The organism is Paenibacillus ihbetae, assembly GCF_002741055.1.
GTDB classification, from domain to species: Bacteria; Bacillota; Bacilli; order Paenibacillales; family Paenibacillaceae; genus Paenibacillus_AQ; species Paenibacillus_AQ ihbetae.
Map to the genome: position 1 here is coordinate 3,410,359 of NZ_CP016809.1, position 25,139 is coordinate 3,435,497.

Consider the following 25,139-nt stretch of genomic DNA (forward strand, 5'->3'; position numbering starts at 1 on the left):
ATGAAAAAGGAGACTTCCGATGACCATTGAATCAACGCCAGCCGCAGGCTGGAACTTTGACAACAGCTACGCCCGCCTGCCGGATAAGATGTTTACCCGTCTTGACCCCACACCTGTGCGTGCCCCTGAGCTCGTTATCTTCAACGAGCCGCTTGCTGCATCGCTTGGGCTTCATGCCGAATCGCTGCAGACCGAAGGCGCGGCGGACGTATTTGCCGGCAACCGGATCCCCGAGAGGGCCGAGCCCCTCGCCCAAGCTTATGCGGGGCATCAGTTCGGGCATTTCACGATGCTGGGCGACGGCCGCGCCATTCTGCTGGGCGAGCAAATCACGCCTGAGGGAAAACGGGTGGATATTCAGCTTAAAGGGTCAGGCCGAACTCCATACTCCCGCGGCGGCGACGGCCGGGCCGCGCTTGGCCCGATGCTGCGCGAATACATTATCAGCGAGGCGATGCACGGGCTCGGCATCCCGACTACCCGCAGCCTGGCGGTGGTGACAACCGGGGAGGAGATCTTCCGCGAAACGGAGCTGCCCGGCGCTATTCTTACCCGGGTAGCGGCAAGTCACCTGCGCGTCGGCACCTTCCAGTATGCCGCAAATTGGGGGAGAGCCGGGGAGCTGAGGGAGCTTGCCGATTATACGATCCAAAGGCATTACCCCGAGGCGGAACAGGAAGAGAACCGCTATCTTGCGCTTCTGAAGGCGGTCATCCGGCGACAGGCTTCCCTGATTGCCAAGTGGCAGCTGGTCGGATTCATCCACGGCGTGATGAATACCGACAATATGGCGCTCAGCGGAGAGACGATTGATTACGGGCCGTGCGCCTTCATGGACACGTATCATCTGAATACGGTGTTCAGCTCCATTGATGTGCAGGGCCGCTATGCGTACGGGAATCAGCCGCAGATCGCCGCTTGGAATCTGGCGCGCTTCGCCGAGACGCTGCTGCCGCTTCTGCAGGAGGACGAGAAGCAGGCGATCGCGACAGCCGAGGAGGCGCTTGCGGATTTTGCCGAGCTGTACCATCGCCATTGGCTAGAAGGCATGCGGGCGAAGCTCGGGATCGTGAACGAGGAGGAAGAGGATGAAGAGCTCGTCAAGAGTCTTCTCCATCTCATGCAGCGGCACGGAGCGGACTACACGAACACCTTCCGTGCCTTGACGCTGGGCCGGCCGGAGGAAACGGGTCTGCACGGCAGCGCCGATTTCGCTCAATGGCTGGAGCTGTGGCGAGACCGATTAAACCGGCAGGAGGCGTCCGAGGAGGAGTCGAAGCAGCAGATGCGCAGCAGCAATCCGGCGATCATCCCGCGCAACCACCGGGTAGAGGAGGCGCTGGAGGCTGCCGTGGAGTCGGGGGACTACAGTCTGCTGAAGCGTTTGGTTGCAGCCTTGGCGAACCCGTACGCTTATGTCCCCGAGCAGGATGAATATTGCACGCTCCCTCCGCAATCGAACCGTCCCTACAGGACCTTTTGCGGAACCTGATGGACAGCCCGATAGAGGCATAGCTATTGTTGTTCATCGCACGCATTTCCCCTTATGCGCATGGTGCGGGAACGGAATAGTTCAGAGCCATCCTGTCATAGAGCACAGTACAACCCTGCGCCTTCTGGTGCAGGGTTTATTGGCTTTGGTTTTTCACGTGCCGATCAGGTGCGCCGGACACCTCCATCGTCTTTCGGGGAGCGCGAATGAGAGCTAATGGATGAAACGGGCTTTCTTTTTGTAATCCGACACCCGCCCGTTCATCCTCGAAAGACCCGGAGACAGCAGTAAAAATACCGGGTCGCCCGGCGGTTTCGGTGCCGTCACTTGCAGGCGGCAATCTCACTTGGTCTCGTAACCATGGCACACATCGCATGTGCTCAAAATAAAATAAAGGAATGAGTACAAGCGAAGGAGGCGATGAGTGAGTGAGAATCAATTGGCATGAGGACTTCATCCTCTTTCTGACAAGCATCGTCCGGCCCAAGGTGTACGTGGAGCTGGGCCTGTACCAATGCGCGCTGTTCAATCGGGTCATTCCGTTTGCGGAAACCCTGATCGGCGTCGATCTGAACGGTGAGGCCGGTCAGCACATGCAGATGACCCCCAAGACACGGTTCTTCCACGGAACGACACAGGCCTTCGCCCAGGAGCTGGCGGCTCGCCCGATGCAGATTGACATGCTGTTCATTGACGCCGATCATTCCAGAGAGGCCGTACTGCAGGATTTCTATGATTTTTTCCCATATGTGTCGCCGCACGGCCTGATCCTGCTTCATGATTCGCATCCGGGGAATGCTGAGATGATGGACCCGACGCTATGCGGGACCGCTTATCAAGCGATCGATGAGTTATCCCGAAGAACCGATGCCTATGAGATGGTGACGATTCCGATTTCGCCGGGACTTACGATTTGCCGTAAACGTAGGCAGCAGCTATCCTGGCAGGAAATATAGCAGCTCCGGGTGTACAGGTTGTCGGTGATTCGCCCCCTTATTTCCGAAGCCTGGTACGTGGAGGGAACGTCCTCCTTTTCTAAACGGTTTGAAGAGTGATGCTTCGTTCATAGTTTCAAAGGGGTGTCAGATGAGATGCTGGAGGATCATTTGGCATGTTTCTTCACCGGCGGTTGGCCTTGATGCCTTCCGCCTTTTAGCGTTCCAGCTTCATGAAGGCTTTCGTGCAAATGCAGGGCTGCGGAAAAAGGGGAGGGACAAGCGGCTGCCGCATCAAGCGGGCACGGCCATTTCGGAGTTCTTGCAGGCTTGAGTCGTACGCTTGCAGGAAATCGGGGGGCGGCAGACGAATGTTATCTGAAATACGCCGAGCTTTTTTTGAGAACCGTGTTTGGTTCCGGCTCCGGAAAGCGTTTCTTATGTTGGAAGTGAATAACCCAGTGAGAGGAATGAACTGTAAATGTCGAATGTTCAAGGAAATGCTTTAAAGGCTGTGTGTTCCGTCTATGTGCCGGTCCGTGACCCGCTAAAGTCAGCGGCATGGTGGCAGAGTACCTTTGGGCTTGAGTATGCCGTGCCTTATAATCCGGCGGGTGACCAGGTCATTTTGAGGCTTTCCGACGGGCAATGGCTTCACTTGGTGGAGACGGAGGGCCCGCACAATAATCAGTTTCCCACGAAGGACGGATATGAAATGTTTCGGTTTACCTTTGAAGTCAGGCAGATTGAGGTGCTGTATCATAAATTGAAAGAAAATGGCGTCGTAACGGATCAGCTACAGGACCGTCACAGCTGTGGAATCAATTTCGTGTTTTACGACCCGGATGGAAATAAGTTCGATGTCAATGAAGTCGTGGACCATCACCGAACCCCGGAAGAGGCTGAAAAGGTGAGAGCCGCGTTATTCCAAACGGTAAGCTAAGGGGACCGTGGAAGACACCCAGGAGTGTGCCCTGCATGAACGAGCCCATAACGGCCGTAAAGTAAAGCTGCGCCCCGGCTCACGATGCTCGGCGTATGTGCGCGGTGGTCGCAATATCATGAATACTTTGCGTTCAAGCATAGGGGGAGGCTCAGATGAATTTCGAATTAAATGAAGCCATTGCGCTTTTGGAACGGACGCCGGCGGCTCTTGCGGCATTGCTGTCCGGCTTGCCGGAGGGCTGGCTGGCGTGCAACGAAGGGGAAGGGACCTGGAATGCCGCCGAAGTGATCGATCACCTTATCGAAGGGGAGCGAACGAATTGGATGCCGAGGCTGGCGTTTATTCTGCAGGAAGGGGAGGACAAGCCGTTCCCTCCCTTTGACCGGTTTGCCCACCTGGCCGAAGGGGAGAAGGCGTCGACGGATGAACGACTGCAGACCTTTAAGGCGGCTCGGGCGGAAAGTATCGAGAAGCTGAAGACGTTGGTCCAATCGGAGCATCAGCTGGAGCTGACGGGTATGCATCCGGCTTTCGGCGTTGTGAAGGTACGGGAACTGCTCTCGACTTGGGTGGTGCATGATCTGACGCATTTCGCCCAAATCGCCCGGGTATTGGCGGAGCGGTACCGGACGGATGTCGGCCCTTGGGTGGAATACTTGGGCATCTTGAACCGGACGGGCAAATAACAGATAGGAAAAAAAGACAAAACGGATGCCATTGGAGCGATGGGCATCCGTTTTTTTGCGCTTGCAAAGGATGCCGGCGCAGCTGAAGCCGTGTGTGATGGTTCTGCCGATGAAGGCCGGCCTGTCGGCCTTTGCCTTAATCTGACCGTCACGATATCCAAAGTCTGACCGTCACGACGTCCAGGCCTCCGGCTGGTCAGGACTGGGGCTGACGCTCATTCTGGCCGAGCAGCCCTCCCAGGAGAATGAGCGAGTACGCCCATAGCAGCCAAACGAAGAAGAGGTGCAGATGAGCTTGCGGAAGCCCGGGGAACACCAGGTCATGAAAGGCTACGCTGAAGAGGTCCAGCAGCATCCCCGGAATCGCCACCAGCATGGCCGCCCGCGGGCGCTCTGGGGAAGAGAGCTTCCGTGCACGAAACAGCGCCCGCAGCGTCAGCAAAATCAGGGGAACGATCACAATAAAGGACAGCCAGATGAGCGGCTGGCCGGGATCGATCAGGGGACCTCCCCAAAATCGGAACACGATTGTAGCGGCCAACCACAGCAGGAATCCTAAGCTGATCCAAAAGCGCATGACTATGCAGCTCCTTTCTAACTTGAAGTGTTGGATGAATCGGAGGAATTCTCTATCCAGGCGGAGGCTATCGAGATCAGCTCCGCGTACACCGCTTCCGCCTCGAACTCCGGATCGAGCAGCGCCTGAAGAGCCAGGCCGTCGATGAGGGCGTTGACCATCATGGCCCGGTATTTCAGGGAGGGGCCGGACATCTCCATTTCCGGGAAGAGCCGGGCAAGGAGGCCGGCAGCATGCGAGTTCTCACGCTCGACCATGCCCTTGAGCTGGTCGCGGAGGGCAGCGTTCTGCAAGCTGTGCACAACCAGCGAGAAGAACAGCGTATGATACGACTTCTCCGCGCAGCGGTCGCGGGCGGCCTTCAGCACGCGGGCCATCGTTTCACGTCTGCTGCCAACCTGCTGAGCTGACTCCGCCGTTTGCCAGGACGCATCACAGACGGAGCGGACGATTTCGAGCATAAGCTGCTCTTTGGTTTTGAAATGGTAGTAAACCGTCCCCTGCGTCACACCGGCCCCTTCGGCGACAGCCTTCAACGTCAGCTTATCAAGTCCCTTCTCTCGAATGCACTGCCGGGCTGAGGCGATTAATTCCTCTTTCGTAATCCGTTGGGGTCTTGCCAACAGACCCACCTCCAATAAATAAGTTATTCAACTAACTAACTTTCTTTGAAGGTATATTATCATAATTATCCTGGAAATGGAAGATGCGTATCGGGCTATACGTTCGAAAGATAAAGACCGGCACACCAATAAGCCGGGCAAGCTTCCGCTTGCCCGGCCGTACGCTGCATGCGGCTCATTGAAAGCCGGCACATTAAATCCCTGAAGCCGGAGCTTTAATCGTTTACTGCCCTGATTTCTTGCCCAGCCGGCGATGCTCCGGGATGACGAAGGACACGGACGTGCCTTCACCCGGACGGCTGACGATGGTCAATCCTTGGCCATACATTTGAATCAGCCGGCGGTTCGTGTTCGGTATACCGATCCCTCGCAGCTCCTTCCCGGCGGGGTTTAACAGCTCGGCTACCTTATCCGCCTCCATCCCGCTGCCGTTGTCGATGACTTCAATCAGCACCCCTCCGCTTTGGCGCTTGATCCGAATCCGGACCCTTCCGCCCTGATGACGACGAAGGATTCCATGCTTGACGGCATTCTCCACCAGCGGCTGAATCGACAGCGGCGGAAGACGCAGCTGGATGCCCGGGTCGACCTCCCAGTCGGCTGACAATCGCTCGCGGAACCGTTCCTGCTCAATATACAAGTAGGCTTTGACAAGCTCGAGCTCGTACGTGATATCCACCAGCTTGCCCGTGTTCAGAAAATCGAAGCTGATCCGCAGGAACGAAGCGAACGCACCCGCCAGATGCTGCATCTTCTTGGTGTCGATCTCGCTCAGCGCCATGATGGAATTCAGCGTATTAAACAGGAAATGAGGCTGGATTTGTGCCTGAAGATAGGCGGCCTCGATCCGCAAGCGCTCGCGGACCGAATGCCGGAGCATGATCAACGCACGGATCCGGTATTTTAACTCCGTTGCATCGACAGGCTTGGTCATATAATCATTGGCGCCCGACGCGAATCCCGTATAGATGTCCTCAGGCTGACTTCGGGCGGTAAGCAGCAGAATCGGCAGCTCCGCTACCGAGTAATGCTCCCGGACGCGCTTCGTCAATTCATAGCCGGACATTTGAGGCATCATGACATCCGCGATGAGCAGATCCCATGTCTGTGTTCCCAGATGCTCCAGCACTTCCAGCCCTGAACCGGCTGTGGTGATGTGGTATGGCTCTGAAGAAAGGATGCCCAGAAGCACCTTCAGGTTAACCGGGTCATCATCGACGACTAGAATGCTTGCTTGGCCATCGCCTCCCATCGACGGATCGAAGGGTGGCGGCAGCGCCTCGCGGGTGTCTCCGGCGGCTGACGGGAGCGAGGCGGGCTCACCCTCACTTGGTACCGATTCCTCAGCTGCCTCGAGTCCGGCTGATGCTTCCATTTCGTCGGCTGACATGGAAAGTCCCGCCCCGCTGGTCCCGGCCTCTGCCAGCGGCAGACTGAACGAGAAGACGGAGCCTGCATCAGGCTCGGAGCTGACGGATATTGTGCCGCCATGCAGCTCGACCAGCTGCTTGCATATGCTGAGGCCGAGTCCAAACCCTCGGCCGTCATGGACGCCGTGGGAGCCCTGCTCATAAGGAAGAAAGATGCGCTCCAGCGTTTCCGTGCTCATGCCGATTCCGGTATCGGATACCTGGATGACAGCCTGGCCGTTCCGAACCGCGGCGGACACCGTCACGCTTCCCTGATCCGTATATTTGAGCGCGTTATGAATCAAGTTGTACAGAATTTGCACGAGCCGCTTCTCATCGGCCATAACCGGAGGCATCGACTCCGCAATGTCCATTCGGAGCCGGATCGGCTTGCCCTCCACCATGAATTGAAGCATGGCGATAACGCCGGGAACGACCGATTGAACGCGCAGGGGCTCGGGAGTCAGCGTAATGCGGTGGTCCTTCAGCCTGGTGATATCGAGCAGGTCTTCAAGCAAATGGGACATTCGGCGGCTGATCGTGATGAGCAGCTTCATGTCTTCGACGCTGCCCTTGTTCATGTTCTCCTGTTCCTTGGTGACGACGGATTGGGCAATATTCATAATGCCGTGCAGAGGGGTTCGAAGCTCATGCGACGTGTTGGCCAGAAATTCGTCTTTAAGCTTGTCGGCCTTCTGCAGCTGGATGTTCAGCTGGGCGTTCTCCTTGGCATTGCGGATATATTTTTTGAACCAGTATGTCGAGAACCCGATAATCGCCGCTATGATATCGACCGGGTAATAGACGGTGGTAATCTCCTTGGCAGACTCCGCCAGGGTCCACAGCTGATTGGTGATCATGCCGGCTGCCGTAAGCAGCAGGAATAGGATGTCCTGATCCGTTTGCCGCCGGAGGATCATCGTTCCGACCAAATGGACGAGCCCGGCAAGCGGAATCAGATAGAAGAGCGCGAACAGCTTAAACTCCATGACACTGTGGACCCAAGACGCCGGGGAAACGACCAGGAAGCCGGTGAACAGGATAAGCCCCCCTGTAAATGCCCGCAGCCAGGTTCGTCCGGAGACGGGAGAGAGGAATTGCCGGAACAAGAGCAGCATCAGCATGTTCTGCCACAGCAGGGCGATCAGGCGGACCTTAATCCCTCCCGCGTAATCGATCGGGAGCCACAGCAGCAGGATATAATCGTTTCCGGCCAGGATCGCGATGCCCGCCGTCAGGGTCAGCAGCCCCGTCATCAGCAGTGCCGGTTCCTGCCGGTTGAACGCAAACAGAATGCCGGCATAAAGACCGTGCAGCAGCAAGACCATGAAGGTCACCAGCTGGAATCCGATCGAATACCAGCGAACATAATCGATCGACGCCGCCGATCCGAAGCGGATCGAGCGGACGATGCCGCCGTTATGCGGCTCGTCGTAATTGGCGACCTGGATGAACAGATCGATTTCGGTCGCGCCTTCTTCGGAATAGGTGGCCGTATACGAAGCGCTCCTTGGAATATAGTTCTTCTTGTCCTCGGCCAGCTTGCCGAATTCCGGTTCTGCGTAGCCGTTCATTTCTACGCGGGAGACGGCCTCGATTCCTTTAATCCATAGGGCGACGGGCTCCTCCAGCGGGTCGATCAAGATGCGGAGCTGGTAAGTTCCGTATCCGTAGGACGATCCGTTCCCGTCATGAAGCGCGCTGCCCCAGTCCCCGGGAACCTGGACGCTGCGAAAGGGAGCCTCCTCCGCATCCGATCGGGACCGGAACTGATGCGGGTAGAATTGCCATTCTCCATCCAGATAGAACGGGGAGGACGAATTTAAATCCATCCCGCGGAGATCGAGCACACCGTCAACGGCGCGAGGATCGTGCGAGGTGGAGAACATGTCGGACCAGGCCCATCGCAGGCCGAATAACAAGGCAAGAAATAAGATGATGATCGCAGTATATTTGAGAGATGTTTCATTCCATTTTCGCATAATACGATAGATTTCGACATATCAGGCAAGGAATCCTTTTCCCTGCGGGAAGGTCTTTGGTCTTTGGCTGTTTATTTGTTTGAGTTCCGGTCCCTCCGGGTACTGGTACTACGAGTACATCAATCGTGCAGAAAGGAGCGGATGACAGTGGACACACAGGTCAGATCTTTCTTCGTGAGGGACGATGGAGAAGTTCCGAATCATCCGGATTTGCCGGTGATCGTGTACGAGGGCGTGTTTGCGGATTACCCGGCCGGAATCGAAGCCGCCTTTAACCGTCATCAGTGGACGGGCAGCTGGACGGGGGGGATCTACGATTACCACCATTACCACAGCAATACGCATGAAGTGCTGGGCGTGCAATCCGGCAGCGCAACGGTGCTGATCGGCGGCGATGCCGGGGAGCGGGTGACCCTCGCCACAGGCGACGTGATCGTGCTGCCGGCCGGAACGGCGCATATGCTGCTGGACGCCAGTCCGGATTTTGCGGTGGTGGGTGCCTACCCCGGCGGAATCACGCCTAATATGCGGGAGCGGAATCCGACCGATCGGGCGCAGGCCATATCGGAGATCCGGAGCGTTCCGGTTCCGCCTATGGACCCGGTCTACGGCGAGGAAGGACCGCTGCTGCACAAATGGGTGAAGTAGCGGGTTTCGATGATGGAATGGACGAAAGAGGCTCGGTCATCTGTGGCGTACAGACGGCCGGCCTCTTTTTCGTGAGGGGACTTTGGTGGTGATTATTGGACAAGCAGAGTAACGGACAGCACGAGCATCAGCATTGCATTGATGGCCATGATTGGTTTATGCTTGGCTCGAAAAAGATGGGCGTGAACGGCTCCGATCATCAACACGGCAAACAGGGCGGCGGCATAAATGCTGTTTTCCGGTGCCCAAAAGGCCGTAATCATGAGCGCAGCGCCCGCAGCCTCCAGTCCGGCGACTGCATACATTCCCCAGAAAGGGTAGCGGTATTCGGTCCAGTGCTGCACCATCGACCGGGTACGCAGAAACTTCAGGGAAGCAGAAATGATGAACATGACGATTAATATGCTTTGGAACAGAACGGTCCATATCGGCTCCATGAAAGATCACTCCTTGTCATGAGGTGCGGCTTCACAGCCTCCAAGGAACAGTGTACCCGGGACAAAGAGCTGAGGGATGTAGTCTGGAATACATAGGGGAAGGGTGAGGTCAGATGGAGTTGATTACGTATCTGTCGAGAGTGGACTTGTTTAAGGGGCTTAGTGAGGAGGAGCTGCAGCAGTTGAACCATATCACGCCGCTTGAAGTCCGGCCCAGAGGAACCGTGATCGCTTCGCCTTACATGGAGCATAAGGTGCTGTATATCATCAAATCTGGCAGCGTTCGCCTGTATAAGGTTACGGAGGACGGGAAGGAGCTGACGCTTGATATTTTAGGGACAGGCCATCTTTTCGGGGAGATTACCTCTTTTCGTTCAGGGGTCCCCTTGTTTGCAGTCACGATGGAGGACTCCGTCATATGCGAGATGGATAGCGGGCAGTTTCGCAAGGCCATCACCGAGAAGCCTGAGCTCGCCTTAAAGTACATCGAGATCGTCACCGCCAGGCTGCAGGAAACCGAGGACATGCTGGAATACATGGCTTACGGAAGCGTGCGTAAAAGGCTGCTCTACCTTTTCAATAAGCTTGCGTCGAAATTGAATCCGTCTGCAAGCAATGAGGATTGGATTCCGATATCGGTGCAAATCACGCACCAGGAGCTGGCGAGCATGACCGGGAGCATTCGGGAAACCGTAACGCCGATTCTGAACCAGCTTGCGGACGAGGGAATCCTCCGAAGAGAAGGAGCCCGTAAACCGTATTCAATCCATAGGAGCCGGCTGCAGGCTGCGCTATCGGAGTCTAAATAACAGGAAGCGAGCGAAAATCTCCCCGGTCGCTGCAGCATCATTTACCTGCTGTAACGAACATGCGGTATCATCACGAAAAAGGCTGTGCCCGCGTGAACATCAATGGCAGGCACAGCCTTTCTTTGTCTTGTCGGAGGTCTGCATGCAGGGGCCGGTAATGGTTAGCGCAGACTGACAATTTTCAAATCCTGATCCTTCAGGTACGCAATTATGGCTGGCAGCGCATCGATGACCGCCTGCGACTCGTGAAGAAGAATGATGGAGCCGGAGGGCTCCGTGTGGCGGACATAGTTAAGGATCTTGTCCTTATCGCGCGTCAGCCAGTCCTCGGGGTCTTTGTTCCACAGCACGATGCTGCTTCCGTACGAGCGGCTCGCTTCTTCCGTCATCTCGTTGAATGCCCCGTATGGCGGCCGGAAAAGTGTAACCGGCTGTTTCGTAATGGCCTCGATGGATTCAGCGGCGCTCTTGATCTGCGCTTTCTGTTCCTCGAAGGTTAACAGCGGCATGTTCACATGATTCATGGAATGACTGCCAATGGAATAGCCGCTCTCCTGAATGGCCCGAACCGCGGCGGGATGCTTGTCTACATTCTGACCGACAAAGAAGAAAGTGCCGCCGACCTGATGCTCCTTCAGCACCTTCATAATTTTCGCCGAGTATTTGGATGGTCCGTCATCAAAGGTCAAAGCGACATAGCCCTTCGGAAGGCTGTAGGTGATGGCATCCTTAAGCTCGAAGGACGGAAGCTCTGCCTGCTGCTTCAGCTCTGGCTGCTTCTTAAACGCGGTCTGCGGCTTCGGTTCCATCTGGGGTTCCGTCTGCTGCTTCAACTCCGCCTGCGGCTTCGGCTTCGGCTCGTGGCTGGCTTTTGGCCGGAGCTCTGATTCCAGGCTCCTTGGAGCGGGGCTCGAAGAAGCCTCAGCCACAGCAGCGGTGTGCCGTACGGACTGGAATGCCGGAAGGGCTGTCCCGGTTGTAAAGGCTGGAGCGCCCGGCGACTCCGCTACCTGGAGGGACGGGGCATCGAACGAGCCCAATAACAGGATCGACAGCATGCTGAGGGCCGAGATGGCGGTTCGCCTCAGCGGCATTCGTTGCTTTTTGGGCTTCTTCTTGTCTCTGTTCCGTTTTTCTTCCTGCTGCAAGGTCACTGCCTCCCGCTCCTCGTATGCCAGGGACAGAAAAGGCAGCGCCTGAATCCCGTTCAGATGCTGAACGCGGTGAATAGAATCAAGATTATGTATAAATGCTTCGGAGCAGAGGAATGGATAGCGGATGCTCTGATCGCGGCGTGTTTTGGTGATATAGCCGATGTACAGCCGACGATTAACATCCCATGCGGTATGCCGGGACAGCCGGTATTTATGAGTTCCGTCAAAATCCGTAACCGCCAGCAGGCTCTCCGCAGTCGCGTGATCGATGGCCCAGATCCAGACCCGTTCAAACGCCGGCTCGGCTTGTGACTCGGGGACCGATAGCCGGATTCGCATACCATACTGACCTTCATGCTGTTCAATGTCTTGCAATTCAATCACTTTTCCGTAAAAGACGGACATGCTGGATCTCCTTTCTCTTGCTGCGGATCCGCGGAATTACTCCGGCATCTGCGTCGTTGAAGTCTTGGGTGCGAAGGAGAAGCCCATTCTCTCGGTAAAGTCCTGAATCGTCTGCAAGAGCTCTGCTTTTTCGTCGGCGATCTTCCGATATTGCTCGGCGTATTTCTGATTCTCGATCTGCAGCTCCCGGATTTTGTCCTCCAGCTCATTAATCTTGAGCATGCTCTGGTACTGGGCATTCGTGGACTCCTCATACAGCTTCCCGTATTTCGCCGTTTCCGTCTCCAGCTGCCCGGACAGCTTCTCATAAGCCAGGTTGGAGCTGAGCTGGAATTCCTTATAGTCCTCAAGCAGCTGATCATAACCCATCTGTTTGTGGGTCAGCGTGTTTTCAAGCTCGCGGATTTCCTTGCTCTTCTCCTGGATCAGCTGGTCCTTTTTGATATGCTCCTGCTTCAGGCGCTGGATCGTCTCGTTGGCTGCTGCCAGCTGATCCTCCAGACCGTTGTTTCTATAAGACAGCAACTGTCGTTCCTTGAGTATGTTTTCAATCGAAACGATGACGTCCAGCACAATTTTATCCTGGTTATTCTTCGATAACAGGGATTTCTGATGGTCTGCCGAGGGCTGGGCAGGATTTGCGGGCCCGGATGCTTCCAGCACCGATTCGGCCGGGGCGTGGACCGGAGCCGGCTCCACAGGTTCCTTCTCTGATGGGGCTTGCGGGGCAAGCACGCTCTTAAACCATCCTTTTTTCTCAGTATCTCTGGCCAAAAAATATCCTCTCCTAATCAACGATTGTTCGGTGGCACCTCATCACGGTCTGATCCTTCCGGTCTATATAAATCATCGGCTGAATGGGCCCAAAAACTTTGCCTTGATTCGTTGACAGGCAAGCGTTGAGCTTATGGCGAAGAGTTGCAGGCATGAGAAAAAAACCCCATTGCTGGGGGTATAGCCGAAGCAAGCGCTCTTGCTCCATGTTCATTTCTTGATCGTTAGTTCCGGTGCGATGACATCCACCCGATTGGTCCAAATGCCGCCGCTGTAGTTCTTCGGCAGCCGCTTCAGATCTTCGGCCGTATCGAAGCCTTCCGACCAGCCGCCGTCTCCGGCGACCAGAATGACCCTTGTGTTGATCCGATCCATCCGGTTCAGGAATTTATCGGGCCAGCCCCACAAGTAAGGGGCGTACTTCTCGGGAATATGCAGCTGGGTATTGCGGCAGACCGACGGCATATAGCCGCTCCAGCCGGCACCGATATAAGAGATGAGGCAGCTCTTCAGGGAATCCATCGACATGACCCGAAGCGCAGGGAGCCTCGACTTGAGCTCGCCGATCGGCGCATCGTCGCCATATACCGTGAGCCTGTTTAGGCGCTCTTCCGGCAGCTGGGCGAGATAAGCGGCCAGAAGTTCCCCTTCGCCGGCATCCTGGCTTTTAATATGGATCAAAAATTCACCGTCAGGAAATGCAGCCAGCACCTCCGATAGGGACGGCATGAGCCCGACGCCCTTTCCCCGGAACGGATAGGTGGCTCCCTGATCCGCCGTGTAGCCGTAGCCGATATCGATGTTTTTCAGCTGCTCCATGGTATAATCCTTGACCGAGCCGTGTGCATTGGTCCGGCATTCCAGCGTCCAGTCGTGGAATACGGCGAACTGGCCGTCCTTTGTCGGCTTAATGTCCAGCTCCACGATATCCGCGCCGGCATCGAAGGCTGCCTTCATGGACGGTATGGTGTTCTCCAGAAAGGCATGCTCCGGTATGTAAATACGTGAAGCGGTACATGTATCGGATTCAATTCCCTCCATCGGAAAGGTTTGGCCGATCCCCCGATGCGCGAGCAGCAAGGGCTCTCCTTCGCGTTCCTTGGTGAACACCGACGAGTTGTTAACATACAGAAATCCGAGTATGATGAGAATAACCAGAATGACGTTCCTCCAGCTTTTTCGAATACGCATGATTCAATCCCCCAAAATCGTTACAGTTAAGAGCCGATCGTTTCGGCTTCCTCTATATCTCTAGCTTCATTCTCTTTATCCATGTTAGTGATTTTGGGCGCATACTCAATGGCTGGAGCATAACAATTGCATAATAGCGATCTGATAAATGAAGCAAAGCATGGTGATATTACGATAAACAGGAGGTAGCATGATGGATAGATCCTCCTACTTGATGGTGGAACGGGGGAACCCGTACGAGCGCGGGGATGTCATCCCTTTGACACGATCGATGACGGTGCTTGGACGCAAGGGCAAGCAGTGGGACCCGGATATCACGTTCGATAATGTGTACGTGTCCCGCAAGCACGCAGCCCTGATCCACCGGGATGGACAATTCAGCATAAAGGATCTGAACAGCAAGCATGGAACCTTCGTCAACCAGCAGCGGCTGGAGCCGAACGGGGAAGCTCCGCTGCAGCACGGGGATTACGTAGCACTGGCCGGTGATCTGGTCGTGTTAACCTTCTCGGTGCTGCGAATGGATGAGACGATGGATATTACGCCGCTCATGAAACAGCTGGCGGCTGCCGAGGATACCGGAGGCATAACGCTTAATCCATATAAGCAGGAGCTCGTTCACGGGAGAACGGTGATTGCCTTCTCGGAAAAAGAATATAAATGCGTTGAACTTCTGCTTCATCACAAGGAGCAGTTTGTATCCAAAGAGCAGCTGAAGCTGCTGGTCTGGCCCGAGCGGGAAGCGGGGCCGGATGGCGTGCCGGATGTGAGCGCAGAGGAGATGAATGCCCTCATCTACCGGGTACGGAAGAAAACGCGCGGACCGCTCGGGATTGAGAGCATCCGGGGCAAAGGTTATATTCTTCACATTCAGGCGGATGATGAAGGGTAACGGTGTCAGGACAAGCAGCAGATGATTATGAAGAGTTACGCAGACAACAAACAAGCTCTTCCTCTAATAGAGGACAGGGCTTGTTTTTGTATGTTCTATCTTGGCTTCCTTCCGAAGAACACGGCAAAATCCAAATACTTATACATGCAGTCCGTCTCCTGGAAGCCCGCCTCCTCCATCCAACGGAGCTGATCCTCCAATGGCGCGTTAATATCAACTGCCCGCCGCTTGATCGAAGCCTCGATCGCTGCCTCGGATAAGCCGCTGCGGCGGATCGATTCCAGCCAGCGCTTTCGGTAATATTCGTCGGAGCTCGTGTGCCTTCCCTGAACCTGATCGGCGTTCACGAAGATGCCGCCCGGCTCGAGCGTCCCGTACACGGCACGGAACAATCGCTGCTTCGCAGGGTGGGTCAGATGGTGGATCGACAGGGAGGAGATGACGATGTCGTAGGACTCCGAAAATGGGTAATCTGCGTAGTCGCCGGTAATGTAGCGCACCTGATCCGCTCCCGCGAATCTTCGGCGGGCGCCTTCGAGCATTTTGTCGCTCAGGTCCATCAGGGTCAAACGGGCATGCGGGTGCTTATGCAGCACCATGCCGGAGAACAGTCCGGTGCCGGCTCCCAGGTCCAGGATACGCGGCGATGGGTGATCGCTCTCCACGAGGGACAGCGCCATTCCATAAAAATCGTCAAAACAGGGGATCAGCTGCCGGCGTTCCCGGTCATAGTCACCGGCGACAGCGTCAAACAGGTCTTTTACCGACGGGTCCATGGCTCAAAACTCCTCTCGAAATGATGAATTAGCTCCATCGTAACCCGCCTTTGCCTCATTATGGAAATATATAAATCGAATATATCTTATAGGTATAACCTATATTAAACCGACATAAACAGAGCAGTCGTTGGACTGTAGAAGCGGAGGTTCCCTTTATCCCTGGATTTTAACAATGGATGAGCTATGAAAGAACAGGATTTCGATAGAGATTTTCAAATAACAAACATGATCCATTTAAAAACTGTCAACAATATTCTTGCCGAAACCGAATTTTCCTTTCGTTGAGTGCGCTTACCGAAATGCCTTAACATAAAGATGTCAGACATGGTTCATGACACAACCGATTTTTTATATATTTCAAAATAAGGACTGGAGGTATTGCATCATGTCCACTGAGACGAAGGCCAACGCATCCGGCGGAGGCATCCGCGTCAGAATTCAACAGCTCGGCCGTCTCCTGAGCGGTATGGTCATGCCGAACATTGGCGCATTTATCGCTTGGGGCCTGATTACGGCCTTATTCATCCCGACCGGCTGGTTCCCGAACGAAACGCTCGGCAAGCTGGTCGGTCCAATGATCAGCTACTTGCTGCCGCTCTTGATCGGTTATACCGGCGGGCAGATGGTGCACGACAAGCGGGGTGCCGTCATCGGTGCAGTCGCTACAGTCGGGGTCATTGTCGGCTCGGACATTCCGATGTTCCTCGGAGCCATGATCGTCGGACCGCTCGCAGCCTGGGTGCTGAAGCAATTCGACAAGCTGATCGACGGCAAGATCAAATCCGGCTTCGAAATGCTGGTTAACAACTTCTCGCTCGGTATCATTGGCGGCGTGCTCACTCTGATCGCCTATACCGGCATCGGACCGTTGATTCAGGGGGTTACCAAGGCGCTGTCCGCCGGCGTCGACGTGCTGGTCAATGCCAATTTGCTGCCGCTGGTCAACATTATTATTGAACCGGCGAAAATCCTGTTCCTCAACAATGCGATCAACCACGGGATTTTGAGCCCGATTGCAACCGAGGAATCGGCCCGGATTGGCCAGTCCGTCCTGTATATGCTCGAATCGAATCCCGGCCCGGGCCTCGGCATCCTGCTGGCTTACTGGCTTGTAGGACGCGGATCCGCGAAGGCTTCCGCACCGGGCGCGGTTGTTATTCACTTCCTGGGCGGGATTCATGAGATTTATTTCCCGTACATTCTGATGAAGCCGGTACTGATTCTCGCTGCCATCGCGGGCGGCGTTGTCGGAACGTTCACCTTCCAGCTGTTTGGTGCTGGACTTGTAGGCCCGGCATCGCCGGGAAGCATCTTTGCTTACTTTGCCATGGCGCCTAAGGGCGGGCTGCTGGCCGTCCTGTCCGGTGTCATCACGGCGACGATCGCATCCTTCCTCGTTGCGGCAGTGCTGCTGAAAACGGGTAAGAAGGGTGAAGAAGAGCCGAACCTGGAAGAAGCGTCTGCAAAAATGAAGGCAATGAAGACAGGCGGCATGAACGACCAAGTTGCTCCTGCCGCAGCTGCTGTCGCTAATGCGGATAAAGCGAATATCAACAAAATCGTATTCGCATGCGACGCAGGCATGGGCTCGAGCGCGATGGGGGCTTCCGTCCTCCGGAAGAAGCTGCAGCAGGCCGGCGTGAACATTACCGTCGTGAACTCCGCGGTCAGCGAAATTCCGGACGATGCGGATATCGTCATCACGCAGAAGACGTTGACGGAACGGGCCATCGCCAAAAATCCGAATGCGGAGCATATCTCGATCGACAACTTCCTGAAGAGCCCGAGATACGATGAGCTTGTGGAACGTCTGAAAGATTAATATTGCAGTAACGATATGACACGCTGGCGCCTATACGCCGGCGTTGTCTCCATTTCGTGCAGAAGGGAGGCATGGATCTGGAACCTATAACTGCCCGGCAGCGCCAGCTGCTTCTGCTCTTGCTCGACAGACCGGAGGGCATGACGGCTGCAGAGATCGCGTCTGAGATCGGGGTCAGCGTCAGAACGGTCCATCGAGAGCTGGAAGCTATTGAGGAGCATCTACAGAGTGCGGAGGTTCTGCTTCACAAAAAGTCGGGGACGGGCATCCGGCTGGAGAGCAGGGCGCCAGGAGCCGAAGCAAGCCTTAAGGCTCGGCTGATCGCAGGCAAGCCTGCCGACTATTCCGGGGAAGAACGGAAAATCCTTCTGCTGTGTGCGCTGCTGGAAGCCGAGGAGCCGATTAAGCTGTTTGCCCTGGCCCACAGCTTGAAGGTCACGGTTCCGACCATCAGCAATGATCTGGATGAGGTCGAGCCGTGGATGAAGCGGTTCGGACTGTCGCTGATCCGGCGCAGGGGTTATGGCGTCGAGATCGAAGGGACGGAGAGCGGCAAGCGGTGGGCGATCTGCAGGCTGGCCGATGAGCATGTGGATTATTCCGATCTCGTCGGAGACGGCTATGAAGACTACAGTCATCCCGCCATCGCCCGCCTGCTGTCCATGATCGACAAGCCTGTCCTTTTGGACGTTGAAAGAGCCCTGTGGGATATGGGCTGGAGCTGGACGGAGAGTTTGACCGAAGAGGCTTATACACGGATGCTGATCGCTTTGTCGGTCGCCCTAAGCCGAATACGGCAGGGGCGGCCGATTGAATCCATCCGGCCCGAGGATGCAGGAAGCGCAAAGGCTATGCTGGCCGACGCGAGGAGCTTTGCCGTCCGGCTGGAGGAGACGCTGAACCTGAAGCTCACGGATGCCGAGATGGTTTATATCGCAAAATTGTTTGACGATGCCGGCGAAATGTCGGAGATTATGGAGCTCGCCCATTCCGATGTGGAAATGGTAGAGATCGCGCACCGATTGACCGAGGCGGTGGCGAAGCGGACAGGGGTGGATTTTCAGGAGGACCGGACGCTTCGGGCCGGGTTGGTAGAGCATTTGGGTGCCGCGATGAAACGGCTCCGGGAAGGCGCCCGCATCCGCAATCCGCTGCTTAGTCCGATCCGCAAGGATTACGAGGAGCTGTTTGGCATCGTCCGGCAGGCCGTGGACGAAATCCGAAACGGACTGGATGTGCCTGATGAAGAGATCGGCTTCCTCGTCATGCATTTCGGCGCGTCGATCGAACGGCTGAACCAGCCGGAGCAGCCGGTGAGGGCGATTCTTGTCTGCTCGAGCGGGCTCAGCTCATCCAGGCTTCTTGGAACCCGGCTGCGCAAGGAAATGCCTCAGATTGAGGTTCTCGGCAACGCGTCATGGTATGAAGCGGCCCGGATGCCGGAGGAGCAGTATGATCTGATTATTTCCACGATAGATCTGCCGCTGCCAAAAGATAAATACATCCGGCTCAGCCCACTGCTTACCGCAGAAGATAAGGAGCGCCTGCTTCAATTCATCCAGCGCGCGGCGGCAAAGCCGGCAGGCGGCAGCGGAGGCGCTGCTGCCGCACATCAAGATGAACGCAAGGCCGCATCCTTCGAGCGATTGCGAATGCAGGCCGCGCTCATGAACGAAATCGTGGCGCTGCTAGACGGCTTCCATGTATACCGCCTGGACAATGCTCCAGAGGATCTTGAAGGTACGCTGACGGACGCGTTGTCGCGCATGCATGGGCTGGGGGCGGTGCATGATCCTGGGAGCGTGGTGAACCGCCTGCTTGAGCGGGAGCGGATGGGCACGCAGCTCATCCCGGAGACGACGCTTGCGCTGTTCCATACCCGCAGCCGGCAGGTTGCGAGACCTTCGATCACGCTCTTCCGTTTGGCTGAGCCCGTACCGCTCGATGGGGGGGCGGAAGCCGACGTCATCCTGCTGATGCTCGCCCCGAAGCAGCTTCCGAAGGAGAGTCTGGAGGTGCTGAGCGAGATTAGCGCGATGCTGCTCGGATCCGAGCTGATCGAGCTGATGCAGCGGGGCGGCGAGGAAGAGATCCGCTCCTTCTTGGCGGAAGAGCTGCAGCATTTTTCTAATCATAGACCGTAGGTATACAGACAGATAGAACATAGGCCATAAACCATAGAAAGAGGGAGATTAACGATGACCAACATACTGTCGAAGGAAAAAGTGATTTTGAACGCTCAGGCAAGCAGCAAGAGCGAAGCGATTCGCATGGCAGGCAACCTGCTCGTGAAGGCGGGCCATGTGTCGGAGGATTATGTGGACAAAATGCTGGAGCGCGAAGAGATCGCCTCCACGTACATGGGCGGCGGCCTCGCCATTCCGCATGGCACGAAGGAAGCCAAGGGCATGGTCGCTTCGACGGGCTTGTCCATCGTTCGCTTCCCGGAGGGCGTTGATTTCGGCGGCGACGAGCCGGCCTTCATCGTTATTGGCATTGCGGCTGCCGGCGGCGACCATATGGAGATTTTGACGAATGTGGCGATGATTTTCACCGATGACGAGAGCATTGAGAAGGTTATGAACGCTTCGACGGAGGAGGAGATCCTCGCCATCTTCGAAGGAGGAATGGGCGCATGAAGGCAGTCCATTTCGGAGCAGGGAACATCGGGCGCGGGTTTATCGGACTTCTCCTGTCCCAAGCCGGCTACGAGGTTTGTTTCGTCGATGTAAACGAAGAGCTTGTATCTGAGCTTAAAGCACGCGGGGAATATCCGGTTACGCTCGCCAGCGAAGGTCAGGAAACGACCGTGGTTAAGGGCATCACCGCGCTGAACAGCGCCACGGAGCCCGAGGCGGCTGCGCGGGCAGTCGCGGAAGCCGATCTTGTGACAACGGCGGTAGGCGTCAATATTTTGAAGTTTATCGCGCCGACGATTGCGGAAGGACTGAAGCTTCGGCTGCAAGGGGACGCTGCTCCGCTGCATATTATCGCATGCGAGAATGCCATCGGCGGCAGCACCCAGCTGAAAGAGCATGTTTACGGCCTGTTGGATGAAGAGACGAGACGGAAGGCGGATTCCAGCATCGCGTTCCCGGATGCGGCGGTTGACCGGATCGTGCCGCTCCAGCAGCATGAGGACCGGCTCAAGGTGGTTGTGGAGCCGTTCTACGAGTGGGCGGTGGACCGTTCGCAGATGTTGGATGGCTTCAAGCCGGTTGAGGGCGTGCATTATGTGGACCGGCTGGAGCCGTATATTGAACGCAAGCTGTTCACGGTAAATACCGGACATTGCTCCGCTGCCTACATCGGTTTCCTGAAAGGGTATGAGACGATTCAGGATGCGATGAAGGACGATGAGGTGGCGGGACATGTCCGCGCCGTTCTGGATGAGACCGGCGCGGCGCTGACTCACAAGCACGGCTTCAACCCGGCGGAGCATCAGGCTTACATTGCGACCATTCTGGACCGTTTCCGCAACCCGGCTCTTACCGATGAGGTGGTGCGCGTAGGTCGGTCCCCGATCCGGAAGCTGTCGCCCGGCGATCGTCTTGTGTCCCCGGCCATGCTGGCCTTCGAAAGCGGACTGGCATACAAGAGCTTGGCCAAATCGATGGCGGCCGCGCTGCTGTTCGACGTGCCCGAGGACCCGGAAAGCGCCGAGCTGCAGCGTTCCGTTCGCGAGATCGGACCAAGCGATACGGCGTCCGAGTATACGGGCATTGCGGGCGAGCATCCGATTATGGGCGAGCTGATGGAGCAATATGAGGCGCTGAAGGCCGAGCTGGAAAGTCGCTCTTGAGCTGAAGCTAGGGTCGTGTTGATGTTGAAAAGCCCCGGATTCCTTGATGACTAGGTGAAGTGCACCCCTTAGAATAGACATTGGATTAACCCCCTGGTTGATCCGATAAAATTCTAGGGGGTGCATTTTTTATGCCAGCAATTAAAGGTCAGAAGTTTAAGAAGTATTCCTACGAGACAAAGATGGAGGCGATACATCTTCACTTGGTGGAAGGCTGGACTTATCGCAGAATCATGGAGAAGCTTGGGATGACAGACAGACATCGTCTCAAAGACTGGATGAAGAAGTACAAGGAATTCGGCGAGTTTGGACTCATCGATCATCGTGGAAGACGAGACGAATATGTTGACCAAGACAGACAAATGAGCCGGCTGAAACGAGAAAATGAAATGTTAAAAAAGTGCTTGGAAATCTGGATGCAGGAGATGAAACGGAAAGATATATTAGCGTCGAGAAAGCCGCGAAAGAGTATTCAGTGAGCGCTCTTTGTAAGATTTTTGGCGTCTCTAGAAGTGGCTACTATGCTTATCTCAAACGCAAAGGTCAAGATCGGGATCAAATGGACAAGGCACTTGTACAGAAGGTTTACGACCAATACAACGGAGTGTATGGCTACCGTCAGATCCAGTTGTTCTTGCTGCAGGAGCACGGGGTCTGGATGAATCATAAGAAAGTGCTGCGGCTGATGCAAGCACTTGGAATCCGTTCACGAATTCGGCGTAAACATCGATGTAATTACGTTTCTTCAACCGAAGGACGTGTTGCCAAAAACCTGCTAAAGCGCGACTTTAAAGCAGATAGAGCTAACCAAAAATGGGTTACGGACGTCACTCAATTCCGTGTAGGTGAGTCGTGGATCTACCTCTCTGCCGTAAAAGACCTATTTAATAATGAGATTGTAGCCTATCACATGAGTCAGAGAAACGACAATCTGCTGGTGTTGCAGACCTTTGAGAATGCCTTTAACAAGACAAAAAACGTGACTGGACTGATCGTTCACAGCGATCAGGGATTCCAGTACACGTCCTATGCCTACCACGACATGCTGCCAAAGGTTGGCGCCCAAATCAGCATGTCTCGCCGAGGAAATTGTTATGACAATGCCTCGATGGAGAGCTTCTTCTCGCATCTCAAAACGGAAGGGCTCTATCCTTATGATATCCGAAATATGGACGAGGCACAAAGGCGAATTGAAGCCTATATCCATTTTTACAACCAACATCGACCACAACGAAAACTCAATAAACTGCCTCCGGTAGAGTTCCGGAAGCAGTTTGTAGCCTAGGGTCTTTTTTCAATGTCTATTAAATGGGGTCTTGACCAAGGGAACCCGGGGCTTTTTGCCATGGAATTTCTAGGGTTGAAGCGATCACGGTTAGAGCCTGGTGACCTGCAGTCTACCCGCTCAAAGCGATCCTTCATGTACAACTTGACAGGGCGTCACGGTCGTTACGCCATCATTGTGCCACTTCGGTTTGAACATGTACGAAGGATCATTCTAAAAGCTCGTTTCATGCCTTCACGGCTGCATCCCCGGCCTTGCGCTCGGAGATATAGCAGGCGAGGCCCAGCAAGAAGGCGATTCCTACCAGAATCGCCCCGACCCAAGGCAGGGCGTTCAGGCTTAGATGCGTAATGACAAGCCCGCCGATGAAAGCCCCGGCCGCATTCCCCAAGTTACCGGCGGAATGGGAGGAGGTTGAGGCGAGGGCTGGCGCTCCCTGCGCCAAGTTCATTACCCGGATTTGCAGGCCGGGCATGACGGCGAACGAGGCCGCCCCCCACAGGACGATGGTTGCCACAGCCAATATCGGCTGGTGAATGGTGAACGTCAGGATCGCCAGAATGACGGCGGTCGCGAAATAGATGCTCAGGATCGACGGCATCAGCTTCCAATCGGCCAGCTTCCCGCCAACGATATTGCCCAGCGTAACGCCGCAGCCGAACAGAATGAGAATCCATGTGACGCTCGCCTCGGCGTACCCCGTAATTTCGATCAGCAGGGATGCGATGTAGGTAAACACTGCGAACAAGCCGGCATTGCCGAGCGCGCCAATGAGCAGAAACAGCGTCAGCTTGGGCTTGAGCAGCTCCTTCACCTGCTGGATCACGCTTGAAGACTGCTCCTGGCGAATCTGCGGAATGAAGAGGAGAATGCCGACCAGCGCAAGCACACCCATGATGGCAATTGCGCCGAAGGAGGCGCGCCAGCCCATCTGTTGACCGATGAAGGTACCGAGCGGGACGCCGATAATATTAGCGATCGTCAAGCCGGCCATCATAATGGAGACGGCGCCGGCTCGTTTATCCGGGTGTACGAGGCCGGAGGCGATCACCGCGCCGACCCCGAAGAAGGTGCCGTGCGTTAACGCCGTCAGCATGCGGGCGCCCATGAGAACGGCATAATTCGGCGCGAACACGGAAATTCCGTTGCCGAATATGAAGAGCCCCATAAGCAGAAGAAGGAGCTTCTTCTGCGGAATTTTATGCGTAAGAATCGTCAGGATGGGAGCACCGACCGCAACCCCCAAAGCGTACATCGTGATCAGCTGGCCAGCCATCGCGATGCTGACGTTAAGATCTGCGGCGACATTCGGAAGAATTCCCATGATGACGAACTCCGTCATGCCGATCGCAAATGCGCCGACCGTAAGCGATAGAATGGACACGGGAAACGGCTGCTTAATGGATGAATTGCCGCTGCTAAGCTGCTGGGATAATGCCATTGTTCTCTGTCAACCTTTCTGCTGCTACTAATATATTGATAATCCCAATCTTTATAATCGGTTTAAGCAGCCTGCTACATATTATTTAACGTTCATGAAATATAATCAAGATATTATTTGGCGCGAAGGGCTTGTCCATTCGTTGTTCGGCGATAGCCACGGTCGTTCCGGCAGTGCCGGGCGGTTGTCTAAGCACTGTCGTTTCGGCAGTGCCAAGCGGTTGTCTAAGCCGTGTCGTTGATTTGTGGATGTTAACTTGGGAAGGGAGTGCTGCCGGAGGAACAGCAATCCCTTTTTTGATTCAGATGATCATTCCATGGTGCGGAAGGATAAGCGCCAATTGTAGATATTGGCCTGGCTTCGGTTTAGTAATAGCAAGTAAAGGACTCGATCGTTCTTAAATCAAAGCCCGAGAATACCCAGGTGCTTCCGGTCCACCGGAAGCCTGCTACGGAGGTACGTCCTACGAACGTCGGGAAGAACCAAAAGCCCCTTCCGCGCCTTGGCCATATAAACGTGAACCGAAACAGACAGCCCCGAATGGCACCGGGATCAACCGCAAAGGTTGAAGGGCCGGTTCCGGTGACGGAAGTCGCGGCAGGATTCTGGGGAATGAACTGGGGCGGAGGAGATGTCGGTCCTTGCTGCATTCCTTGCAGTCCCGGTGGCCCCAACAGTCCTGGCGGCCCAGGAGGTCCTGGCTGTCCTGGTAGACCTGGCAGACCCGGCAGACCTGGCGAACCTGGTGGTCCTTGCGGCGGCAAAAATGCCATATAACTTCACTCCTTCATGGGATTCATGCTGCCGTGCACGACGTGCAAGAGCTGCAAACGGCAGTGGCCTCCGCTTGGCTACCGGCCCTGTGCAAGCTTGCGTTCCGTACAGACAGCAGATACATTCGCTGCTTGGTACAATCCTATAATCGAATGATGATTCCTGATTTTCATAATATGCTATGCAGAAGCCTATGCAGGCGTGACGGGTGTTTCAATAAGCGAGAAGCAAAGCCGGGAGTAGGGAGGAAGATGACCCCAACAGCAGAATTATCTT

23 protein-coding genes are annotated in these 25,139 nt (G+C 55.4%); 13 read left to right on the forward strand and 10 right to left on the reverse strand.

Annotation, left to right across the window (positions count from 1 at the left end; all coding sequences use genetic code 11):
* Positions 1 to 19 precede the first annotated feature (19 nt).
* From BBD41_RS15135 to BBD41_RS15155, 4 genes are all read left to right on the forward strand, one after another.
* A complete protein-coding gene (locus tag BBD41_RS15135; RefSeq protein ID WP_099478055.1) occupies positions 20 to 1,492 on the forward strand; it encodes a protein adenylyltransferase SelO in 1,473 nt (490 codons plus the stop codon).
* A gap of 428 nt (positions 1,493 to 1,920) precedes the next feature.
* The gene (locus BBD41_RS15140) at positions 1,921 to 2,448 is read left to right on the forward strand and encodes a class I SAM-dependent methyltransferase (protein WP_099478056.1); all 528 of its coding nucleotides are present in this window, start codon (positions 1,921 to 1,923) and stop codon (positions 2,446 to 2,448) included.
* 460 nt (positions 2,449 to 2,908) lie between these two features.
* Positions 2,909 to 3,370, forward strand: a complete 462-nt coding sequence (locus BBD41_RS15150) for a VOC family protein (protein ID WP_099478058.1) — start codon at positions 2,909 to 2,911, stop codon at positions 3,368 to 3,370.
* Between the two features lie 155 nt (positions 3,371 to 3,525).
* On the forward strand, positions 3,526 to 4,059 hold the full coding sequence (locus tag BBD41_RS15155; RefSeq protein ID WP_099478059.1) for a DinB family protein: 534 nt from the start codon (positions 3,526 to 3,528) through the stop codon (positions 4,057 to 4,059).
* 196 nt (positions 4,060 to 4,255) lie between these two features.
* Here BBD41_RS15155 and BBD41_RS15160 read toward each other — a convergent pair whose 3' ends face one another.
* The 3 genes from BBD41_RS15160 to BBD41_RS15170 form a co-directional block, all read right to left on the reverse strand.
* Positions 4,256 to 4,636 (reverse strand): DUF5367 family protein, encoded by a 381-nt coding sequence (locus BBD41_RS15160; RefSeq protein WP_099478060.1) that lies wholly within the window; start codon positions 4,634 to 4,636, stop codon positions 4,256 to 4,258.
* A gap of 17 nt (positions 4,637 to 4,653) precedes the next feature.
* Positions 4,654 to 5,259, reverse strand: a complete 606-nt coding sequence (locus BBD41_RS15165) for a TetR/AcrR family transcriptional regulator (RefSeq protein ID WP_157929305.1) — start codon at positions 5,257 to 5,259, stop codon at positions 4,654 to 4,656.
* 223 nt (positions 5,260 to 5,482) lie between these two features.
* On the reverse strand, positions 5,483 to 8,650 hold the full coding sequence (locus BBD41_RS15170; RefSeq protein WP_099478062.1) for a hybrid sensor histidine kinase/response regulator: 3,168 nt from the start codon (positions 8,648 to 8,650) through the stop codon (positions 5,483 to 5,485).
* 147 nt (positions 8,651 to 8,797) lie between these two features.
* Here BBD41_RS15170 and BBD41_RS15175 point away from each other — a divergent pair, with 147 nt between their 5' ends.
* A complete protein-coding gene (locus tag BBD41_RS15175; protein WP_099478063.1) occupies positions 8,798 to 9,298 on the forward strand; it encodes a cupin domain-containing protein in 501 nt (166 codons plus the stop codon).
* Positions 9,299 to 9,390: 92 nt separating this feature from the next.
* Here the strand turns inward: BBD41_RS15175 and BBD41_RS15180 are convergent, their stop codons facing one another.
* A complete protein-coding gene (locus BBD41_RS15180; protein WP_099478064.1) occupies positions 9,391 to 9,735 on the reverse strand; it encodes a DoxX family protein in 345 nt (114 codons plus the stop codon).
* Between the two features lie 113 nt (positions 9,736 to 9,848).
* On the opposite strand from BBD41_RS15180, the gene BBD41_RS15185 reads away from it, so the two are divergent.
* Positions 9,849 to 10,544: a Crp/Fnr family transcriptional regulator gene (locus tag BBD41_RS15185; RefSeq protein ID WP_099478065.1), complete on the forward strand. Its 696-nt coding sequence runs from the start codon at positions 9,849 to 9,851 to the stop codon at positions 10,542 to 10,544.
* A gap of 161 nt (positions 10,545 to 10,705) precedes the next feature.
* Here BBD41_RS15185 and BBD41_RS15190 read toward each other — a convergent pair whose 3' ends face one another.
* The 3 genes from BBD41_RS15190 to BBD41_RS15205 form a co-directional block, all read right to left on the reverse strand.
* A complete protein-coding gene (locus BBD41_RS15190) occupies positions 10,706 to 12,103 on the reverse strand; it encodes a polysaccharide deacetylase family protein (RefSeq protein ID WP_099478066.1) in 1,398 nt (465 codons plus the stop codon).
* A 36-nt stretch (positions 12,104 to 12,139) separates the two neighbouring features.
* Positions 12,140 to 12,877: a hypothetical protein gene (locus BBD41_RS15195; protein ID WP_099478067.1), complete on the reverse strand. Its 738-nt coding sequence runs from the start codon at positions 12,875 to 12,877 to the stop codon at positions 12,140 to 12,142.
* A 210-nt stretch (positions 12,878 to 13,087) separates the two neighbouring features.
* Positions 13,088 to 14,068, reverse strand: coding sequence for a glycerophosphodiester phosphodiesterase family protein (locus BBD41_RS15205; protein ID WP_099478069.1), 981 nt, complete (start codon positions 14,066 to 14,068; stop codon positions 13,088 to 13,090).
* A 190-nt stretch (positions 14,069 to 14,258) separates the two neighbouring features.
* Between BBD41_RS15205 and BBD41_RS15210 the strand changes: the two genes are divergently transcribed.
* Positions 14,259 to 14,960: an FHA domain-containing protein gene (locus BBD41_RS15210; RefSeq protein WP_237086804.1), complete on the forward strand. Its 702-nt coding sequence runs from the start codon at positions 14,259 to 14,261 to the stop codon at positions 14,958 to 14,960.
* Between the two features lie 95 nt (positions 14,961 to 15,055).
* Here the strand turns inward: BBD41_RS15210 and BBD41_RS15215 are convergent, their stop codons facing one another.
* Positions 15,056 to 15,736, reverse strand: coding sequence for a class I SAM-dependent methyltransferase (locus tag BBD41_RS15215; protein ID WP_077568769.1), 681 nt, complete (start codon positions 15,734 to 15,736; stop codon positions 15,056 to 15,058).
* Positions 15,737 to 16,124: 388 nt separating this feature from the next.
* On the opposite strand from BBD41_RS15215, the gene BBD41_RS15220 reads away from it, so the two are divergent.
* The 6 genes from BBD41_RS15220 (at position 16,125) to BBD41_RS15245 (ending at position 22,648) form a co-directional block, all read left to right on the forward strand.
* Positions 16,125 to 17,561 carry a PTS mannitol transporter subunit IIBC gene (locus BBD41_RS15220; RefSeq protein WP_099478071.1) on the forward strand — a complete coding sequence of 479 codons (1,437 nt, stop codon included), beginning with the start codon at positions 16,125 to 16,127 and terminating at the stop codon, positions 17,559 to 17,561.
* 71 nt (positions 17,562 to 17,632) lie between these two features.
* Positions 17,633 to 19,705 carry a BglG family transcription antiterminator gene (locus BBD41_RS15225; RefSeq protein ID WP_099478072.1) on the forward strand — a complete coding sequence of 691 codons (2,073 nt, stop codon included), beginning with the start codon at positions 17,633 to 17,635 and terminating at the stop codon, positions 19,703 to 19,705.
* Between the two features lie 54 nt (positions 19,706 to 19,759).
* Complete coding sequence (locus BBD41_RS15230; RefSeq protein ID WP_007129036.1) at positions 19,760 to 20,200, forward strand: PTS mannitol transporter subunit IIA; 441 nt, start codon at positions 19,760 to 19,762, stop codon at positions 20,198 to 20,200.
* Positions 20,197 to 21,363: a mannitol-1-phosphate 5-dehydrogenase gene (locus BBD41_RS15235; protein ID WP_099478073.1), complete on the forward strand. Its 1,167-nt coding sequence runs from the start codon at positions 20,197 to 20,199 to the stop codon at positions 21,361 to 21,363. Before BBD41_RS15230 ends, BBD41_RS15235 begins: the two co-directional genes overlap by 4 nt.
* A gap of 131 nt (positions 21,364 to 21,494) precedes the next feature.
* Positions 21,495 to 21,842, forward strand: coding sequence for a helix-turn-helix domain-containing protein (locus tag BBD41_RS15240; protein WP_099478074.1), 348 nt, complete (start codon positions 21,495 to 21,497; stop codon positions 21,840 to 21,842).
* Entirely contained in the window at positions 21,839 to 22,648 is an 810-nt protein-coding gene (locus tag BBD41_RS15245; protein WP_099478075.1) for an IS3 family transposase, read from the forward strand. The genes BBD41_RS15240 and BBD41_RS15245 overlap by 4 nt, the downstream gene beginning before the upstream one ends.
* Positions 22,649 to 22,874: 226 nt before the next feature.
* On the opposite strand, the gene BBD41_RS15250 is transcribed toward BBD41_RS15245, so the two are convergent.
* Positions 22,875 to 24,089 (reverse strand): MFS transporter, encoded by a 1,215-nt coding sequence (locus BBD41_RS15250; protein ID WP_099478076.1) that lies wholly within the window; start codon positions 24,087 to 24,089, stop codon positions 22,875 to 22,877.
* Positions 24,090 to 24,454: 365 nt separating this feature from the next.
* A complete protein-coding gene (locus tag BBD41_RS15255) occupies positions 24,455 to 24,862 on the reverse strand; it encodes a collagen-like protein (RefSeq protein ID WP_206098246.1) in 408 nt (135 codons plus the stop codon).
* Positions 24,863 to 25,139: the final 277 nt, after the last annotated feature.

What these genes read in the sequence shown, in the direction of transcription:
- BBD41_RS15135 (WP_099478055.1), top strand. Translation starts at nt 20, where the DNA reads ATGACCATTGAATCAACGCCAGCCGCAGGCTGGAACTTTGACAACAGC.
- BBD41_RS15150 (WP_099478058.1), top strand. Translation starts at nt 2,909, where the DNA reads ATGTCGAATGTTCAAGGAAATGCTTTAAAGGCTGTGTGTTCCGTCTAT.
- BBD41_RS15155 (WP_099478059.1), top strand. Translation starts at nt 3,526, where the DNA reads ATGAATTTCGAATTAAATGAAGCCATTGCGCTTTTGGAACGGACGCCG.
- BBD41_RS15160 (WP_099478060.1), bottom strand. Translation starts at nt 4,636, where the DNA reads ATGCGCTTTTGGATCAGCTTAGGATTCCTGCTGTGGTTGGCCGCTACA.
- BBD41_RS15170 (WP_099478062.1), bottom strand. Translation starts at nt 8,650, where the DNA reads ATGCGAAAATGGAATGAAACATCTCTCAAATATACTGCGATCATCATC.
- BBD41_RS15180 (WP_099478064.1), bottom strand. Translation starts at nt 9,735, where the DNA reads ATGGAGCCGATATGGACCGTTCTGTTCCAAAGCATATTAATCGTCATG.
- BBD41_RS15185 (WP_099478065.1), top strand. Translation starts at nt 9,849, where the DNA reads ATGGAGTTGATTACGTATCTGTCGAGAGTGGACTTGTTTAAGGGGCTT.
- BBD41_RS15190 (WP_099478066.1), bottom strand. Translation starts at nt 12,103, where the DNA reads ATGTCCGTCTTTTACGGAAAAGTGATTGAATTGCAAGACATTGAACAG.
- BBD41_RS15205 (WP_099478069.1), bottom strand. Translation starts at nt 14,068, where the DNA reads ATGCGTATTCGAAAAAGCTGGAGGAACGTCATTCTGGTTATTCTCATC.
- BBD41_RS15210 (WP_237086804.1), top strand. Translation starts at nt 14,259, where the DNA reads ATGATGGATAGATCCTCCTACTTGATGGTGGAACGGGGGAACCCGTAC.
- BBD41_RS15215 (WP_077568769.1), bottom strand. Translation starts at nt 15,736, where the DNA reads ATGGACCCGTCGGTAAAAGACCTGTTTGACGCTGTCGCCGGTGACTAT.
- BBD41_RS15220 (WP_099478071.1), top strand. Translation starts at nt 16,125, where the DNA reads ATGTCCACTGAGACGAAGGCCAACGCATCCGGCGGAGGCATCCGCGTC.
- BBD41_RS15225 (WP_099478072.1), top strand. Translation starts at nt 17,633, where the DNA reads ATGGATCTGGAACCTATAACTGCCCGGCAGCGCCAGCTGCTTCTGCTC.
- BBD41_RS15230 (WP_007129036.1), top strand. Translation starts at nt 19,760, where the DNA reads ATGACCAACATACTGTCGAAGGAAAAAGTGATTTTGAACGCTCAGGCA.
- BBD41_RS15235 (WP_099478073.1), top strand. Translation starts at nt 20,197, where the DNA reads ATGAAGGCAGTCCATTTCGGAGCAGGGAACATCGGGCGCGGGTTTATC.
- BBD41_RS15240 (WP_099478074.1), top strand. Translation starts at nt 21,495, where the DNA reads ATGCCAGCAATTAAAGGTCAGAAGTTTAAGAAGTATTCCTACGAGACA.
- BBD41_RS15250 (WP_099478076.1), bottom strand. Translation starts at nt 24,089, where the DNA reads ATGGCATTATCCCAGCAGCTTAGCAGCGGCAATTCATCCATTAAGCAG.
- BBD41_RS15255 (WP_206098246.1), bottom strand. Translation starts at nt 24,862, where the DNA reads ATGGCATTTTTGCCGCCGCAAGGACCACCAGGTTCGCCAGGTCTGCCG.